Below are 17,098 nucleotides of genomic sequence, written 5' to 3'. Positions count from 1 at the left end.
TACTTTTCCCCTTTACTTCACTAATTTGTATTCTGTGTAAAGATACATGAAAAAACCATTCGTTTCCTATAATATCAGGAATCCTGATAAAACAAAACCAGTCCTTCAACACAGACACTTATATGGAAAAACCTCCATCAGCATGATGGAGGTTTTTCGATTGCTTCAAATGATATTTTACAGCATGTTCCTTGCGATTTTGATTCGAGTTTAATCAGACCGCTGTTCCGTTCAGCAATACTGTAACAGATAGACATTCCAAGACCCGTATTGTCATCTTTTGTTGTGAAGAAAGGTGTGCCGATCTTTTCTTTAATATCGTCACTAATGCCCTTTCCTTCATCCTCAATCATAACCGTAACACGTTCTGAATCTGCATCCGTTTCTATAAGAATGGTTTGGTCAGTATCCATGGCTTCAATACCATTTCTGAAAATGTGTTTGATCAATTGTTTGATTTCTTTCTCATCTGCACAGATATCCGGCAGACCGCTTTTAAGTTTTAAAACAACCTGATGGTGTTTTTCCTGCGCTGTCATGCGCAAAGAAGGAAGCAGATCTTCAATAATCTCATTCAAGTTAACAGGCTGAAGATCCACTTTTTTATCTTTTGCCAAGTCCAGGAAGGTTGTAATAATGGCGTCTGCCCTGTTGATTTCCTCAAGCATGAGAGAAAACATCTCATCATATTGAGCCAACATTTCCTTTTTTCCCAGCAATTGGATAAACCCTTTAACGGTAGTCAGTGGATTGCGGATTTCATGGGCAAACCCGCTTGCCATTTCTCCAACCAGGTGAAGCTGGTCAAGCTGACGGAGCTGCTTTTGCATTTGTTCCTTTTCTGCCATTTCAACCTGTAACTGTTCGTTTTTATGAATAAGCTCTTTAGTTTTCTCTTCCACAAGCTGGGCCAGGTAATCCTTATGAAGATTTAGTTCGATTTCCAGGTTTCGCATTTTAGTAATATCAGAGATCGTAACGACAGCGCCAATAATATCATGATTGCCGTTGTAAATGGGAACTGCGGAGTTTAATATAGCCCCTTTTGTACCATCGAAGCGCTGAATGTCAATGACTTCCCCGTAAGACGACTCTCCCTTTTGCAGAGCTCGTACAACTGCCCAGTCTTCACTGCCGACTCTTTCTCCCGTCTCTCTCCACCATCCGATGTACTCTTCATGCACAGAGTGGTTTTTTTGTTCAACCGGGTTTGCGCCCCACGCTTTATAAACCAGGTCGTTTATATATACAAATTCACCTTCCGGATCCACCACAAGCACACCAATGGGAAGAGCATTAAGCAGTGTCCCGATATCAAGGTGCTGATGAATAACTTCTGCTCCTGTCTGTTTATTAACCATGACTGCTTCCCTCCTGGTAACTGCTGTTTTTCTACCTGTATCAACATCTACTTATATAATACTAAATTTTTTTATAAAAACGAATACTTTTTTACTTTCATGCATTAATGCTGTGAATGGATAGATTTTATACATCAAAACAGGGCACTCAAAGTGTATAAACTTTTGAGTGCCCTGTTTTTACATAAAATCGATATTAAGGAGATTTTTAACATTTTCAATATGGTTTAAAATGGTCACTTGCGGGCTTCCAGCAAATAATAATCCAACTGCCCTGTTTTCACTGTCTGTAACGAGGGAACCACTGTCTCCCCCTTCGGATATATTTGAAGTGAGGATCTGATCGTGGAAACGCGCGACCTGGTTGTTCCCAAAGTTGATGTCGAGTGTCGCATCTACTGCAAGAATTTCACCAGTTGTATAACCCGTTGTCCGGCCTGTTTTCTTAATTCTTGTTCCAACTTCAACGCTCTCTTTAGGGATCCAACCTTTCACATATCCACTCCAGTAGACTTCCCGGTCAAGCTCTTGAATCGATCCTTCAGCAATGGCGGCGTCAACTACGTTGTCATGATCCTCAAGACGGACATCCGGAGTAAGGTCTATGGGAATGAAGCGGCTCAGAGTGGCTACCTGGTCTTCAGGTCCTTTCCCTCCATCTACCGATCCTGGCTGAATAATCGGATCACCAATACTCGCTCTATTGCTGTTAGCCAGCACATGATTATTTGATAAAATATAATACTTCACCTGTGAAGACTCGTCCCTGTTAAAAACAATAGCGCCTGCAGTGCCTGCTGTAATATCAGGGTGACCAACACTCCATCCGCCTTTAACAGGGCGGACTCTGGATGAAAGCTCATTTGAAGGCAGTGTTCTCATTGTATCTGCCTTACCGCCATTCTCGATGGTCGGTATGCCGATTTCTATCACGTCAGTATCTACACCTTCAATAACCTCCGGGACCACATCTTCGTCCTTAAGGTTTTTCAGTGGTTCCTTTTTTGTTACATACGTGATAAGTGCCGGTTTATCAGTCGGCTTTCCATTTTTCATTTTTATTCCAATACCAAGCCCTACAACATTTTCCTTACGGAGAATCGTATCTTCATTTTGTTTACTTTTAACCTTCCGGACTCTATCAACTTCCTGTCTGGATAAATGCGGCATTGCTGATCCCCTCTTTTCAATGTATTAAAGCGGGTAAATGGACGATGCTGTCTTTTATATGCATTCTATATAGCAAGCCTGAAATCCTGTTTCCAAGCTAAATCTGGCCAATTGGTCCGTCTGTCCATCTTTACCGGAGAAAATAATAGTAGACGACTGTCCATATGAGTGCCGGAACAAAGGCAATGATATACAGCATTGATAATAATATAAGACGTTTTTTCATAGATTTTTTGTTTGTATAGTTCCTGTCCGCAGGATTAACGCCGATAATAATCGTGCTGATCAAGGCAACGACACAAATAAGCGCTGCGAATAAGATAATTGGTAAATAACTGCCCATCTTCATCCCTCTTCCTCTTAATATATGTGACCCACCAAACAGTTTACTAGAGGATAGGAGGATAAACCAGTCGAATAACCTGTTACTTTACAGGCAGGAATTAAAAAGAGCTATTACCGGACCAGCAGGTGATTTGTGATAAAATAATGGCAGAAGCTGAAAAAAAGATAACAGTGTTATAGCTATGGATTATGGAGAAACGATCTCTCTTTAAGGTGTTGAATATGAACAATGGAAGCAGCTGTCGGCATTTTCGTATTGATAACCATCCTGATCATTACACTTACTTATTTTTTATCTAAATGGAGTAACCGGAAAATGGTACTTTACTCCCCATGTACAATCTGCTTTATCTTTTTTGCTGTTTTTACCGCCCTCTCCCTTTTTCCCCCATCCAATGGGGGAATGGAGAGTATCGGCTATTCTGTGTTCGCTTTAATCCTATTATACAGCGGGCTTACAGGGCTTGTTACAGCCTTTATTTTTAACCGGACATGCAAATGAAAAGAAACAGGCTCATAAGGTTGTACCTTATGAGCCGTCATCTGCTTTAATCATGGACAACTCCCAGGTCATCGACAAACACAGAGCGTATAACGGTCCTTTCAAAAGAGTGACCTGACGGAGTAGTACCTTTAATATCCAAGGTAGTATTATAGGAGCCTTCCCCCTTGAAAGGCAGGTTTATTACTCCCTTTTGCCCCCGCTGCTTTATCGTTTGAGAGCGAGGAGCCGATTGAGGAGACTGCCCCCGCAGCCCGGGCATAAATTCTGTAGAGGCGTGAACTGACACTGCCTGTCCTGCTTGTGGCGAAATACCCGTAAAGGCAGGTGCTACTTTCCATCCCTTTTTTCCAGCAGGCGTAGTGACCTCTACCTTACTGTTTAGAGGGGAATCAAATGCCGCCACAAGTAGATAAGCACTGTTTCCGCCTGCTGTCTTGACGGTCCACTCTCCGGGCTCAGGCTTATTGATCTCCACAGTATGGTGCCAGGCCCCTTCAAAATACACTTCTCCTTCTTTCGCTGTAACTTGAATTTTATCAGTATTTCCGTCTGGGTCTGTCACTTCAATTTCCGTTAATTCTTCAGAACATATCCAATCTGCAGTAATTTTATTTACCCCTTCTTCAACCGGGAACGTTTCCTCCATTTCACCATGCTTTTCACCACCTCGTACAAGGATATCAAGGTCACTTTCTACTTTTTTTTCTTCATATCCGTTTTGCTGAACAGGTTGTGGAGCAGTCAGGACCGGGCTGAAAACGGGAAACGCATTTTGCCCCAGGTGTACCTCACCGTGATTCCAGTTACCGATAGCCAGGATGTTGCCATATGGCAGGTGGGCACTTTCTACAGATACAACACCGTCACTTGGACCGGGGATAAACAATCCCCCTGTAAAGTATGAACTGAAAAACGGTCCTGCTCTGTCCCCGGCAATCGTAAAGTACGTATTTTCAAGTGCCTCCCACCTGTTATCTGTGATGGATCTGAAATAACTCATATTTCCTGTCTGTAAGCTTTCCGTCCCTTCACTTCTTGCACCGATTAGAGCTGCCAGCCAGCCTGCCCATGTACTATGTGCAAGGTCTGCGAGTTCACTGCCGTAATGGGGAGAACCAATCGTGATGACATCACGGACGAGGTGATGTTTTCCGTAATGAATCAAAGCAGCCTGGGCATCCACTCCACCTTTACTGTATCCCACGACAACAATATCTTTTCCATTAAAATAATGAGAAATCTGTTCGATCTGATTGGCAAGCATGGCTCCGTTATTCCAGTAACTTCTCGGCTCACCTCCAGAATCATAAAGCTCCACAAAGGCTGTTTCATATCCCGCATCCCTTGCTGTACTGTACATGACATTTCCCTCATACCATGCCCCTGAATTATTTGTCAGCCCCTGAACGAATAACAAGACGGGCTTATCAGGATCCGGGTTATCCGGCATTTCTCCAATCATAACCGTTCCGGGCTCCCCCGGTGTCCCGATGGTTTCATGAAAACCTGATGCCCCTGCAACGTGAGTGGACATAAGAAGCGTCACCACCAATATCAAAAGTATTTTCTTTTTCATTCCATTTCCTCCCCCTTAGTATCACAGAGTGAACTCTGCTATGTATATACTTTTTGCCGGGAGAACGCGTATCCTCTTTATTTTCCATAAACAGGTACATGTTCCTTTTGGAGAGTTTAAAACCTGGGTGTCTGTAGTCATATCTTCCTGGGCGTTTTGTAGATGAAACCTTTTGATAAAATGAAACGTAAATTCATTATTACTGGCAAAATTATGCTATGATCATTTTAGAAAATGTTAATACGGAGGGATGACAATGTTTCGTTTTTTTAACCGGGTTCGTACGATTGTTTCATCTGAATTAAATGCCCTTTTAAACAAAGCAGAAGATCCATCGAAGATGCTCGACCAGTTCATCGTTGATATGGAAAAGGATATTGCTGATGTAGAAAGTGCTGTTGCTAAACAAATCGCAAATGAAAAATTGCTTCATAGGAAATTTGAAGAAGCCGTCTCTTACACAGCCAAGCGGGAGGAACAGGCTCTTGCTGCACTGGAATCTGATGATGAAGCCCTTGCACGCCGTGTACTTGAAGATAAAAATAAGCAGCAGGCTAACGCAGACGCACTGAAGCAGTCCTATGAAGAAGCGCAAAAGCTCTCAGCTGAACTAAAAGATAAAATGAGAGAAATGAAAGCTGAGCATGATGAGATGAAGATGAAAAAAGATTCACTCAAAGCCCGGTCGGAAAGTGCAAAAGCCCGTGCTAAAGTAAACCGTGCTATGTCCGGCATAGGAGACAGTGCAAAGAGCGGATTTGAGCGGATGGAAGAAAAAGTTCTTCAGAATGAAGCAGAAGCAGAATCTTCAGAGGAACTGAGAAGCTTAAATAAGTCTCTCGACGATGAACTGGCAGGCCTTGAAACGTCAAGCTCTGTTGATCGTGAATTAGCAGCTCTGAAAGAAAAGATGCAAAAGAAAAATGCGTAAGTAAAAAAGGCTGTTCGGTCAGGGTATTCCCTGGCTGACAGCCTTTTTTCCGTTTTAAAATTTCCTTCCACCACCGCGGCGGGATCCTCCTCCTCCAAAGGAGCCCCCTCCACCGCGACGGCTGCCGCCTCCGAAAGAACCGCCTCCACCACGATTGGAACCTTTTCCAAAAGGACCGGATCCTCCAAAGGGAGAGTTTCCACTCCTGCCTCCGCCTGTAGGAAATCCACCTGTTCTTCTCACAGTCGTTGTTCTCCGTCTTGCATTTCGTTCTCTGTCTCTTCGGTTAAGTTCGCTCGTCAGCTCTCTCACGATTTGACGAACAACTCTCGCCTCAGCAACAACGTCTTCATATCTCCCTTTTCCCATGGCTTCATTGACGTTATCCTCGCATGCTTTAAATCGTTTTCTGTAGGGATTTGAAAACATGGAGAAGCCGTACTTCTTATCAGCTGTGATAAATGACCCTTCTACTTCCCGCCACTCACGTTCAGCTCTTCGCTTTTCTTCTACACGTTTATCCACTGCCCCCGAGACCTTCCGTAACCCTTTACGCTGACTGCGAATCTCCTCCTCCATCGCAGTAAGATCAAGAGGCAGCGTATTGATTTCTTTTGACAAAGTCTCTAAATGGTCTTTAATAACCGAAAGCTCTGACGTGTCATCTGGCAGCCTTTCATCTTCGATAATGGAAAAGAGGCTGTCAACCTGGGATTTCATGTCTTCGATTGTCTGCTTTGCTTCCCCCTTTTCTTCCATAAGCCTGTCAAAGGTGAAGAAACATTCTTTATAAAGTTTCTCCATAAAGTCCATTTCTTTTTTCAGACTCTCTGTCATTACATCCGCTTCTTTGTACCGCTGCACATCATTGGCCATCAATTTATTAATCTTTTCAACAGTTTGAATCCCCTGTCCTGCCCGGGCTGAAAGGTCGGTAAATGTACTGTGCAATTCTATCCATTGCTGTTCAGAAAAAGATGAACGGAGCTTCTCTATTTCTGCGGAAAAATTTGACTCCTGAGCACGGTAGGATTGCATTGTATTTTCAAAAACCGGCAGTTGTTTAACAATTCTTTCTCTGATCCTTATTCTGTTTTGTATTCCTTCCTTAGCTTCTTTTATCAGCAGTTTTATTCGGTCATTCGCTCTTACAGCTGCAGCTACGCCCCCATCCACAATGTGCTCTCTGAGCTCACTATTCGTTTTCTCAGCTTCTTGAAGAAGTCCAAGTGGGTTAAATTCAACAATTTTGAGCTTTTCACGATCAATGACCATTTTCACATCTGCTTTTGTTGCATTAATAGCTTCCTCAAGATGAGAAATCTCGTTGAGTAGTTTTTCCTGAACGATAACTTTATCCGTGAAGCTTTCAACCTCAGGCTTAATAGAAGATAGGGCATCTTTGGTATTCAAATAATCAAAGCTGTAATCAGAAGCTTTTAATTCAATGAGTAATTCTTTAACCTGGTTCTTATCTGCGTCCAGGTTGGCCATTGGGAATCCACTTTGTTCTTTCAGTTCACCAAGTCTTTTTTCAGATGCCTCGAAACGTCCATAAAGCTCGTTAAATTCCGTCCCTACGCGGAGTTCCTTCTCAATGAGCCTCTCGATTTCCTCCTTCAATTTGGCTAACCTTTCATCTTCCCCGGCTGCATCCCCATCTAACGCTGTCATATTACTGTGAAAAGACAACTGGTTGAAGAAAGGAGGTTTAATTTTTACTATTTCCTTTTCCCTTTTTTCATTCTCCGAGATAAAAGTCTGAACCTGAACGAACAGATGATCAAATACCTCTTTTGTTTTTCCCCGTGTCAATTCTCTCTTGTCATCCGCTTTGTTTAAAACGGGATAGGCCCCACTGATGACCTGCTTTTGCTTCTTGAGTACCTCTGACTTTCGCCGTTTTGCTTTCCGATGCCTGAATAACAAGAAGAATCCTCCTGCCCCAGCAGCACCGGTCAGGACGATAAAGAAAAACGTTGCAGCTCCACTGCTTTCGGCTTCAGCCGGCTCACTCCGGCTCGCTTCTGTATACCGGATAAGCTCATCTATTCCTCCTGCTACATCGCCGTCAACAGCTGAAGGCATAAACGTTTCATCAAGCAGCCCCTCATAGCTGCTGAATAATGACAACACCGCTTCTTCAAAACCTGCAGATACAGGGTTAATGTAAACTTCACTTTCATCCATTGCGAGTACAAGGATGGCATCATATCCCGGTGAAGCCTGATTTTCAACTTCATAGCTCAAGTCTTCGATGGATTCTCCCTCCAAAGAAGGGACTGTATATATGTAATAATTAAAAGCAGCATCACTGTGCTCCTCCTCCAGACTCGTTGTCTCTGAATCTGTGAAAAACTGACCGGTATCTTCAATTGTCACATCAGCAAAAGTATTAGAAGGGACGGCAAATAAAGCGGATCCGAGTAAAATAGTGCAAATCCAGTTTCGCAATCGTTTCATACACATTCCTCCAGTGAAATACATTTCTTCCTTCATTTACGGATAAAAGTACGGTAAGTTTCAACAACATTAATCATCAAAGCAACATGTGGAAAGGAAAGTCTTCCTACTTGAAATGAGTAGAAGTGACAATGCTTTTAAATAAAAAATATTTCCAAATTTATAATTATATTGTAACATGAGGGCATAATAGACAGTTACTATTGAAAGGATGTTGTATACGTTGAGAATCAAAGCATTGAAAAAAACAGCTTTATCCTCTTTATCAGGAAACTGGGGAAAATCAATTGGCGTTATTATTGTTCTTTTTCTGATCAGCGCATTTGTTCCGACTTTTGTTGAGATTGCATTAACAGGTGATGTTACCCAATGGCTGGAACAGGGGACCACACCATTATGGGTGGAGGCTGTTGTTCTTGCAGTGCAAGTTGCACTGATTCCTCTTTACTTCGGAGCCTACGTCTATTTCGTGACTCTCGTCAGACAGAATGACGCAACATTTGATCTGGCATTTAAGGGTCTTACCAAGCAATATTATCTTAAAACACTTCTGACTGGAGTTTTAATGAGTATCTACGTTTTTCTTTGGGCTTTACTACTCATCATTCCGGGAATTATCAAAGCCTTTTCCTATTCTCAGACCTACTACATCCTAAAAGACCGTCCGGATTTAAGACCGAATCAGGCCATTACAGAAAGCCGCCGGCTCATGAAGGGATACAAGTGGAAGTATTTCATGACACTTCTCAGCTTTATCGGATGGTTTTTTGTGGCAGTATTTACACTTGGAATCGGCTTCATATGGCTAATCCCCTACATTTATGCAACAATTGCAGCATTTTATGACGAGTTGCGAAACCAGAATGTCCCAGAAAGTGAAGCCGTATAAATGTGATTATGGTCTCAATTAGAAAAAGCCGTTTCCATATGTGGAAGCGGCTTCTCTAATTCATATGAGACAAGATTAATCCAAAATAAAAATCTGATCCAGAGAGCTACAGGATAAACGAAAGAGCAATTAAGATAACCGCCAGGTGTAACAGGATATCAAGCCAGTTTTTTGTGCCGCCGTTGAATAAGTTAACAAGCTTCAATAAACTCCAGAACCCAACAACTACCCACGCAATTGTAATAATAATGGATGGTATCACCAGTCTCCCCTCCTTTTTCTTAGGCTGTGAAAACAACTTATCACTGATAATAGAAGGATAATGGCTTTACCACTACCAATTTATGTACGTTATTCCTGTCGTATGTTACCGAAAATCAAAAAAACCGGAACAGCCTGTACAAGGCCGTTCCGGTTTTTATCATTTTGTCTTCATTAATAAGCGTACTGCTTCATTTAGATTACTTAAATTCTGTATGGTGCAGAACTGTTCTGGCTTTGCTGCCGTCTGAAAGTTTTTTGTCCAATTCAACAGCGATGGAGTTTGTGTAAACAGCGATAACTTCTGCTTTGATGCCTTTAAATTCGCCTTTAATAACCTCTACATTTTCTCCAGCTTCAACCTTAATCAGACTTTCTTTTTCCTTGTTGCCTTTGTTTTCACTGCTTTCTTTGTTTGCTCCCTGATCTGCCATAAATAAGCGACCTCCTTAACTAAAATCAGTTCAGTATAAATACATTACCCGAATTTTTAATAAAGCTACCTTCATTACTATAACAAAAACATGTGCGCTTGTAAGTGCACATGCTTTTGTTGGAATTTTTATTTAATTGGGGCTGTAAAATATTGAAGTTGATTTCATCTCCATTGAATACCAGCTATAAAATAACGGGCTTTAAGAAGCGACTTAATTATTGATAAACATCTGGGTCCAGTGGTTCCCCTGAGACTCATACCCAACACCAATCTGATTGTAGCTGTTGCTTAGAATGTTTTCACGGTGACCGGCACTAGCCATCCACTGCTGAACGACCTGCTCAGGAGTCGGCTGACCTTGTGCAATGTTTTCACCGGCTGCATTATACTGAATACCGAAGTCACGCATCATGTCAAAAGGTGATCCATATGTCGGGCTTGTATGGGAAAAGTAATTATTCTGCTGCATGTCACGGGACTTTTCACGTGCGACCATACATAAATCAATATTCGTATCCAATTCAGAAAGGCCATTGTTACGTCGTTCAGCATTTGTCAGTTCAATCACTTGTCTTTCAAATTCTTTAAGCTCACCACTTGTATCGGGCTGTGGCTCCTCCTGCCCTGCTTCTTCCTGAGGCTGTTCCTGGCCTGGGTCAGGTTGCTGTGCCTGTTCTTCCTGAGGGTCAGAAACAGGTGGGTTAGCAGGTTCCTGAGGTCCGTCTGTTTCAGGTTGCTGTACAGGTGGTGTTCCCGCTTCAGGAAGCTGAATATTCAGTTCATCTCTTACGATGTTATAAAGATCGTCAGGATGGAGCTGATCCGGGTCAACGTCTGTTAAAAATTTTGCATCCTGGATCTGAATCGCTTTTGTGTGGGGAAAATTCTGACTGTCCACATTTGTCTTGTCACTGGATATTTCAAACGTCTGGTCAGGATTTGGCTGGTAAAGGTCATTGTAGTAACCGGTAATCCTTCCATCCTCGTAGCCACGTGCACCTTCCTCCGTATCCTCTCCCATGTCCCCGCCGCCCCCACAGGCAGTAAAGACCATCATAAGCAAACCGGCAATAAGTGTTAAAATCAGTTTTTTATTCACTTTATATTTCCTCCTTCGTTTCATCAATCAACACACTTATTCTTTATTTTCACTGTGAAAAAAATAGGTGGTAAATTCTTGACGTGAAGGAGGTGAATGGATGTCATACAAATTCTTTCTGCGGGTACGCAGCCGGGGCGGAAGGGCGTTTGACTTTGACAATATTGAACCATCAGCGTGTTTCAGCAAATAATAAAGCAGTCCCAAAAGATTTTAATCTTTTGGGACTGCTTTAAAGTGATGAGAATTTGTTCGATTCTTAATGATTTAAAGGACGGCTTCCTTTATTGTTGTTATTGTTGTTTCCGTTATTTCGCTGAAGGACTTTAAGACCTTGTCCCATATCAGACGCAAGGACATAATTTCTGTCAACGAAGACTCCCCATACATTTCCCTGGTCCGGTGTGTAGCGTCCAATTTCTTCCGGATTGCTTGGATCTGTAATATCTACTGCCAACACCCCTCCGGAATAATAAGAAAGGTAAAGGGTGTTTCCATGGACTTTCGGATCGTGAACGGTTTTGGCAAAAGTGTTGACCGGAGCTGAGAAATCAAACGTAAGCTCGGTTGTAAATTCGCTTAGAAGTACCGGGTTTGATTTATCCTTGATATCAAAGATTCTTGTGTAACCGTAAGCACTTTCGTAGCCTTCGCCATGAGGATTGGCAACTTCTCTTGTTTCAATAAGAATAGTGCCTCCACGGGCAAGGGCAGCGGAGTGGGCAGCACCTTTCTGGTCATCACGGTACTCTGTACGTCCGAGATACTGTGCATTTTCAGGATCTCGGATATCAAAAATTACAGTACCAAGATCCCACATGGAAACGTAAGCGTAATGGCCGTTGTTATCTGTAATCACACTGTGGTTAAATACCGGACGGGTGTGACCATCATCAGCATCCCAATGATAACCATTAAAATCTTCAGCGACTTCTTCCAATTCTCTCGGGTCAAATTCCCAGATCTTTTCAGGGTTAGCCGGATCACTTACATCAATAATCTGGAAATCTCTCTCTACGCCGCCAGTGTAATAATCGGCATACGGGTTAGACAATAAGGCAATAGCACGGTTTCCCTGTGTGGTTAAATAAAGTTCATGGGTTCCTGTAATTGTACGGTCCAGTTCATAAAAACCGAGCTGTTCCGGATTGTATGGATCACTTACGTCATAAAGCAACATGCCCCCTCTGCTATCCGGGCGGTTTGCATTATTACGTGAGGTTTGCTGTAAGCTCACGATTGCTAAGTCTCCCTTAAATTCTTTCGTATTTACTGTTTTAACGATGACTTTTTCCTGCCATGTATATGGAATTTCATCTGCAAAGACGGCAACTTCTTCAGGGTTGGACGGGTCTTTCAGATCAAATACCCTGACTCCCCCATTGGCTCCGTTGGCTGTGTGGGTACCGACGTAAGCAAACCCTTTATGAGCATAAACATCTGCTGTATTGTTTTGAACCCCGTCTTTTTCAGCCAGCTGTACGGCAGCCGCTTCGTGAAGATGCTTAACGTTCTTTCCGCCTTCCTCAACCGGGGAAGCCAATTGCTCAATAGCGTCATGGTCAAATACAATTCCTTCTCCTTTTTGTCCCCCTTCAAATGCATCGTGCGCAAATCCAGTCGGAGTTAAAATGGTAAATACCAAGGCTCCAGCGACAATCGATTTCACTATAACCTGATTCTTCTTATTCATTCTGCATTCCCCCTGCATAAATTCTGAAAGTTTTAACAATTTTAAGTATAACTACATGGCAGGGGTAGTACAGGACGGAAAATCCTCAGAATTCGACAATATCCGATATCCCCTGAGCCTCATTAACCATTTATTACTTCAAATTACTGTCGAATAGCTGACGATCCGACCATTAAACCGATATTTGATAGTCAAAAATAAATATTTCGATTCACTAAATGAAATTTTCGCGGTGTCAGACTCCTTACACCATCTAAAAATGATTCCTTTCCCTTTAATTAATAGGTCTATTTACCTGTTTTTTAAAAAAGAAAAAGCGTCAAAAGCGCTATTTTAGAGGCTTTGACGCTCAAGAACACTATCCTCTTCCAACCCGCTTTAAAACGTTATCCAGTGTGTCCGGCTGCAGAAACTCTACCGGGGATGCGCCTTTTTCAAATGAAAAGGATTCCCCTTCAATTAATATGACATATTTTCCATTGACCTTAGCAATGTGAATAGAGTCACCGAAATCAGAAAGCAGTCCTTTCACATCGATGTGATCGAGCTTGAGCTTCATCTCGATTTCAGGCTGCCGGTCAATAATAGGGGCAGAAGCTTCAATAACCTGATCTTCTGTCCACTTTTCCTGGAGCTGACGGTTTTCTGTATTTGCCCAGGCTTCGAGGTTTTGTTCTTCTTCCAGCCATTCCTCGCTCTCAGGTTCATACGTTTCTGCCAGGTGCTGGTGTGCAGTTTCAATCATCTGCCCTTTTACAATCTCAGGCATAGACTGGCTGTATTCTACGTATTTAAGGAAGTCTTCGAAATATCTGGCGTGGGAGGACTGATGAATTTTTAACTCCCACTCTTCTGTCATTCCCTCTTCGGGCATATACGGATACTGAATGGATTTCATGTTTTTTGTCGTTATCGCCATTTCCACATGTCGGATCAGCGTTTGTTCATCTGTAATTGTGGCCACTTTCGGTTCAAAGTCACACTTGAGAACAAACACAAATTTGTCATCCATATATTTGGTCAGTTTCGCCCGGATTACAAGCAGTGCCCCGCCCCTGACAGCACTTGTGTTTGTGTAAGCCCTGACCAGTTGCTCACTGTTCGTTTTAAACTCTTCTGAAGAACCAGCCGTTCTTATCCGGTTAAATAAATTGTAGTTCGGGTTGGAGTCCAGCTCATGACCCGGCTCAGTAACGAACTGGCCGATCTTCGTCGGAACCTGATCATTCTTAGGGTTTCTTTCCACTTTGCGTTTCGCAATCTTCATCAGTTCCCCATCAAGAAACTCTTTTAGCGGACTGGTAAAATACTGTTCGCTGTTTAACGTTTGAAAGTGCTTGTATGTTTTTTCCGCCTGCTCTCCAGATCCACTGACCTGGACTACATAAAATGAGGCAAAATCAATCGTAAAATCCATATCTTTAATCCCCCGTCATCCTTTTTCCACCGGTATATTATATCATGGAAGAGCGTCATCTTGTCCGGTATAATATGAAACAGCCTCATAAAAAAGGAGCTTGGAAATGAATAAAAAAGAAGTAGAAGAACAAATCATCCAAAACTATCAAAAAGATGAGAATATGATGATTTTAGTGTTTGCCCAATGGTGTGTAAACAATGATTTGGATGCTGTAGAATTGTATAAAAAAGCCTATCCAAAACAGAGTAAAAACACGGCCCTGATGCAAGGTACCGAGCTTACGGTGCCAAAGGAAGAGTCTGAAGAAATAGCTGACCAGACCCTGTTAGGTGTACTTTCCCTGTTTGGAAATGACGACTTGGCTTTTGTTGTAAGTGAAGAGATGGAGAAAATGCGGAAAAAGTAATGGAAATTTAAAGGTGTCTCAAAAGAATAAAGCAAAATCGCAATGGCTCCGCATGCTCCCCGCCCGGTAGGAAAAAAACCACTCCTGCCAGGCTCTTTGAAGAAGTGAAATGGCTCAACTCAGTGCTCTGGGCTGATCCAAAAGAATAATTAGGCCTTTTCGGTCAACTTTATTTGATTAACTTAACCGTACTTTAACAATTTCGTATATCCTCCTCGTCTCTGCCCACACTATCTGCAAACAGTGGAAAAGGTGATGGCTTATGACGAGTATTATTATCGGATTACTGCTTCTGATTACTCTCGCTTATCTGGGCTGGTCCATTATCTGGATCGCTCCGTTAATAAGTGGTTTAGTCGCTCTCTTAAGTGGAATGGAAGTATTACCTACATATCGAGACACCTATATGACCGGGTTTGTCGACTTTGCCCAGGAGTGGTTTCCAGTCTTTCTCCTCGGTGCCATTTTCGGTAAATTGATGGAAGACACCGGAGCGGCTCAGTCTGTTGCTTTTTCCATCACCCGTGTTATTGGAAAAACGAGAGCCATTCTCGGCGTTTTAATTGCAGCAGCCGTCCTCACATACGGAGGTGTCAGCCTGTTCGTCGTCGTTTTTGCCATTTACCCTCTTGCAGTCGCCTTGTTCAAAGAAGCGGACATCTCCAGAAAACTTCTGCCCGGCACCTTCGCCCTTGGAGCTTTCACTTTTACAATGACTGCCATTCCAGGAACACCGCAGATCCAGAACCTGATCCCTATGGTGTATTACGGCACAACACCAATGGCTGCCCCTTTTATGGGTATTGCTGCAGCTTTAATCATGGCTGTAGGAGGCTATTTTTATTTGAAGTGGCGTGAAAACAGATTAACCAAGAAAGATGAAAGGTTTACAGAACCCGATGAAGAACACGCTGTGGAAGGTGTGGACGAGGATGAACTGCCCAACGTATGGCTGTCAATTCTGCCATTGGGATTGGTTGTTGTAACTTTGAATGTTTTTGACTGGCCTATTATTCCTGCTTTAATTGCCGGAAGCCTGCTTCTTATGGCGTTTAACATTAAACGTTATAAAGAATTCAGCTCTTCTATTAATGACGGGGCTGCAGGGTCAGTAATGGCTGTGATCAATACAAGCGCAGCAGTCGGATTTGGTTCGGTTGTTACGGCATCACCGGGATTTGAAGATTTGAGTGCGATGCTTCTTAATATTCCCGGCCATCCTCTTATCTCCCAGGGCGTAGCGATCCAGATTCTTGCTGCTATTACCGGATCTGCAAGTGGTGGTATGGGTATTGGTCTTGAAGCTCTCGGGGAACAATACAACCAGATCGCCCAACAGCAGGGAATCAGCCCTGAAGCATTCCACAGGGTAGCTTCGGTTGCTTCTGGAGCAAGTATTCTTCCTCACAACGGGGCTTTACTTACCCTTTATGCTGTAACAGGGCTCGGACATAAAGACTCCTACGGGGACATTGCAGCAGTCGGGTTAATTATTCCGACCATTGCAGTAGCTGTTATTATCGTCATGGCTACATTAGGAATTGTGTAATTGAAATCTGCAAAAAAGGTAAAGACTGTTTTTCAAGATTCCTGTAATGTAGTAGCCGGCACCGCCACTTTCATCTGCTGTTTTTGTGCACTGTCGGAAGTGAGAATAGCAACAATACAGTGAAGTAAAAAACAAAGGGAGGCTTTTAACATGGTTGAAGATAAGGTCGTTTTTATTACAGGTTCTGCAGGTGGAATAGGTCTGGAAATTGGTATCCGATTTGCAGAGCAGAAGGCAAAAGTCATACTTTCAGATATTAAGGAAGAACCGTTACAGGAAGCTGTCAATAACCTTAAAGAAAAAGGGTACAGTGTAGACGGGATTAAGTGTGATGTAACTGATGAGGAAGACATTCAGCGAGCAATGGATGAGCTTATTGATAAATACGGGCGGGTAGATGTATTGATTAACAATGCCGGTATACAGCATGTAGCGAACCTTGAAGACTTTCCTACAGAAAAATACGAACTCCTTTTAAAGATCATGCTCGTCGGTCCGTTTATTGCTACAAAAATCGCTTTCCCGTATATGAAAAAACAGAATTTCGGACGAATTTTAAATATGGCCTCCATTAACGGCGTCATCGGATTTGCTGGTAAAGCCGGTTACAACAGTGCAAAGCATGGTGTTATCGGCCTGACGAAAGTCGCTGCCCTTGAAGGGGCTGAACATGGAATTACAGTTAATGCTATTTGCCCGGGCTACGTTGATACCCCCCTTGTCCGCAACCAGCTTGAAGACCTGGCAAAAAGCCGGGGCATTGATCTCGAAAAAGTACTCGAAGAAGTTATTTACCCTCTTGTACCACAGAACCGGTTACTCCAGGTAGAGGAAATTGCTGACCTTGCCATCTTCCTTGCAAGCGACAGTGCAAAAGGAATTACAGGACAGCCGGTCATCATGGATGGCGGCTATACAGCCCAATAGGGAAACGTTAAATAAATATGAAAGCCCTCCCGCCCGGTCCGAAAGCGTTCCGGGCGGGAGGGCTTAT

At 42.8% G+C, this 17,098-nt stretch carries 15 protein-coding genes; 5 read left to right on the top strand and 10 right to left on the bottom strand.

What is annotated here, in order from left to right:
* Positions 1 to 137: 137 nt before the first annotated feature.
* The 4 genes from EBO34_RS05235 to EBO34_RS05215 all read right to left on the bottom strand — a co-directional run bounded on the left by EBO34_RS05235 (position 138) and on the right by EBO34_RS05215 (position 4,957).
* The gene (locus tag EBO34_RS05235; protein WP_122896866.1) at positions 138 to 1,361 is read right to left on the bottom strand and encodes a two-component system sensor histidine kinase NtrB; all 1,224 of its coding nucleotides are present in this window, start codon (positions 1,359 to 1,361) and stop codon (positions 138 to 140) included.
* 180 nt (positions 1,362 to 1,541) lie between these two features.
* Positions 1,542 to 2,531: a hypothetical protein gene (locus EBO34_RS05230; RefSeq protein ID WP_122896865.1), complete on the bottom strand. Its 990-nt coding sequence runs from the start codon at positions 2,529 to 2,531 to the stop codon at positions 1,542 to 1,544.
* Positions 2,532 to 2,661: 130 nt separating this feature from the next.
* Positions 2,662 to 2,874, bottom strand: coding sequence for a hypothetical protein (locus EBO34_RS05225; RefSeq protein WP_122898560.1), 213 nt, complete (start codon positions 2,872 to 2,874; stop codon positions 2,662 to 2,664).
* Between the two features lie 550 nt (positions 2,875 to 3,424).
* A complete protein-coding gene (locus EBO34_RS05215; protein ID WP_122896863.1) occupies positions 3,425 to 4,957 on the bottom strand; it encodes an esterase/lipase family protein in 1,533 nt (510 codons plus the stop codon).
* Between the two features lie 256 nt (positions 4,958 to 5,213).
* Here EBO34_RS05215 and EBO34_RS05210 point away from each other — a divergent pair, with 256 nt between their 5' ends.
* Positions 5,214 to 5,888, top strand: a complete 675-nt coding sequence (locus tag EBO34_RS05210; RefSeq protein ID WP_122896862.1) for a PspA/IM30 family protein — start codon at positions 5,214 to 5,216, stop codon at positions 5,886 to 5,888.
* A gap of 54 nt (positions 5,889 to 5,942) precedes the next feature.
* Here the strand turns inward: EBO34_RS05210 and EBO34_RS05205 are convergent, their stop codons facing one another.
* Complete coding sequence (locus EBO34_RS05205) at positions 5,943 to 8,351, bottom strand: septation ring formation regulator EzrA (protein WP_183163722.1); 2,409 nt, start codon at positions 8,349 to 8,351, stop codon at positions 5,943 to 5,945.
* Between the two features lie 223 nt (positions 8,352 to 8,574).
* Between EBO34_RS05205 and EBO34_RS05200 the strand changes: the two genes are divergently transcribed.
* The gene (locus EBO34_RS05200; protein WP_183163721.1) at positions 8,575 to 9,240 is read left to right on the top strand and encodes a DUF975 family protein; all 666 of its coding nucleotides are present in this window, start codon (positions 8,575 to 8,577) and stop codon (positions 9,238 to 9,240) included.
* Between the two features lie 106 nt (positions 9,241 to 9,346).
* On the opposite strand, the gene EBO34_RS20575 is transcribed toward EBO34_RS05200, so the two are convergent.
* The 5 genes from EBO34_RS20575 to EBO34_RS05180 form a co-directional block, all read right to left on the bottom strand.
* A complete protein-coding gene (locus EBO34_RS20575) occupies positions 9,347 to 9,502 on the bottom strand; it encodes a hypothetical protein (RefSeq protein WP_183163720.1) in 156 nt (51 codons plus the stop codon).
* Between the two features lie 199 nt (positions 9,503 to 9,701).
* A complete protein-coding gene (locus EBO34_RS05195) occupies positions 9,702 to 9,935 on the bottom strand; it encodes a KOW domain-containing RNA-binding protein (RefSeq protein ID WP_249414011.1) in 234 nt (77 codons plus the stop codon).
* A 213-nt stretch (positions 9,936 to 10,148) separates the two neighbouring features.
* A complete protein-coding gene (locus tag EBO34_RS21140; RefSeq protein ID WP_346725794.1) occupies positions 10,149 to 11,036 on the bottom strand; it encodes a CAP domain-containing protein in 888 nt (295 codons plus the stop codon).
* Between the two features lie 259 nt (positions 11,037 to 11,295).
* On the bottom strand, positions 11,296 to 12,729 hold the full coding sequence (locus EBO34_RS05185) for an LVIVD repeat-containing protein (RefSeq protein ID WP_122896859.1): 1,434 nt from the start codon (positions 12,727 to 12,729) through the stop codon (positions 11,296 to 11,298).
* A 358-nt stretch (positions 12,730 to 13,087) separates the two neighbouring features.
* The gene (locus tag EBO34_RS05180) at positions 13,088 to 14,146 is read right to left on the bottom strand and encodes a DUF3900 domain-containing protein (protein ID WP_122896858.1); all 1,059 of its coding nucleotides are present in this window, start codon (positions 14,144 to 14,146) and stop codon (positions 13,088 to 13,090) included.
* Between the two features lie 106 nt (positions 14,147 to 14,252).
* On the opposite strand from EBO34_RS05180, the gene EBO34_RS05175 reads away from it, so the two are divergent.
* The 3 genes from EBO34_RS05175 (at position 14,253) to EBO34_RS05165 (ending at position 17,031) form a co-directional block, all read left to right on the top strand.
* Positions 14,253 to 14,555, top strand: a complete 303-nt coding sequence (locus tag EBO34_RS05175) for a hypothetical protein (protein ID WP_122896857.1) — start codon at positions 14,253 to 14,255, stop codon at positions 14,553 to 14,555.
* A gap of 262 nt (positions 14,556 to 14,817) precedes the next feature.
* On the top strand, positions 14,818 to 16,104 hold the full coding sequence (locus EBO34_RS05170; protein ID WP_122896856.1) for a GntP family permease: 1,287 nt from the start codon (positions 14,818 to 14,820) through the stop codon (positions 16,102 to 16,104).
* A 150-nt stretch (positions 16,105 to 16,254) separates the two neighbouring features.
* Positions 16,255 to 17,031, top strand: a complete 777-nt coding sequence (locus tag EBO34_RS05165; RefSeq protein ID WP_122896855.1) for a 3-hydroxybutyrate dehydrogenase — start codon at positions 16,255 to 16,257, stop codon at positions 17,029 to 17,031.
* Positions 17,032 to 17,098 lie beyond the last annotated feature (67 nt).

The sequence above is a fragment of the Alteribacter keqinensis genome, assembly GCF_003710255.1.
Taxonomy (GTDB): Bacteria; Bacillota; Bacilli; order Bacillales; family Salisediminibacteriaceae; genus Alteribacter; species Alteribacter keqinensis.
This window is presented reverse-complemented; position numbering and strand designations above follow the sequence as displayed.

What these genes read in the sequence shown, in the direction of transcription:
- EBO34_RS05230 (WP_122896865.1), bottom strand. Translation starts at nt 2,531, where the DNA reads ATGCCGCATTTATCCAGACAGGAAGTTGATAGAGTCCGGAAGGTTAAA.
- EBO34_RS05225 (WP_122898560.1), bottom strand. Translation starts at nt 2,874, where the DNA reads ATGGGCAGTTATTTACCAATTATCTTATTCGCAGCGCTTATTTGTGTC.
- EBO34_RS05210 (WP_122896862.1), top strand. Translation starts at nt 5,214, where the DNA reads ATGTTTCGTTTTTTTAACCGGGTTCGTACGATTGTTTCATCTGAATTA.
- EBO34_RS05215 (WP_122896863.1), bottom strand. Translation starts at nt 4,957, where the DNA reads ATGAAAAAGAAAATACTTTTGATATTGGTGGTGACGCTTCTTATGTCC.
- EBO34_RS05185 (WP_122896859.1), bottom strand. Translation starts at nt 12,729, where the DNA reads ATGAATAAGAAGAATCAGGTTATAGTGAAATCGATTGTCGCTGGAGCC.
- EBO34_RS05175 (WP_122896857.1), top strand. Translation starts at nt 14,253, where the DNA reads ATGAATAAAAAAGAAGTAGAAGAACAAATCATCCAAAACTATCAAAAA.
- EBO34_RS05235 (WP_122896866.1), bottom strand. Translation starts at nt 1,361, where the DNA reads ATGGTTAATAAACAGACAGGAGCAGAAGTTATTCATCAGCACCTTGAT.
- EBO34_RS05165 (WP_122896855.1), top strand. Translation starts at nt 16,255, where the DNA reads ATGGTTGAAGATAAGGTCGTTTTTATTACAGGTTCTGCAGGTGGAATA.
- EBO34_RS05170 (WP_122896856.1), top strand. Translation starts at nt 14,818, where the DNA reads ATGACGAGTATTATTATCGGATTACTGCTTCTGATTACTCTCGCTTAT.
- EBO34_RS05205 (WP_183163722.1), bottom strand. Translation starts at nt 8,351, where the DNA reads ATGAAACGATTGCGAAACTGGATTTGCACTATTTTACTCGGATCCGCT.
- EBO34_RS05180 (WP_122896858.1), bottom strand. Translation starts at nt 14,146, where the DNA reads ATGGATTTTACGATTGATTTTGCCTCATTTTATGTAGTCCAGGTCAGT.
- EBO34_RS05195 (WP_249414011.1), bottom strand. Translation starts at nt 9,935, where the DNA reads ATGGCAGATCAGGGAGCAAACAAAGAAAGCAGTGAAAACAAAGGCAAC.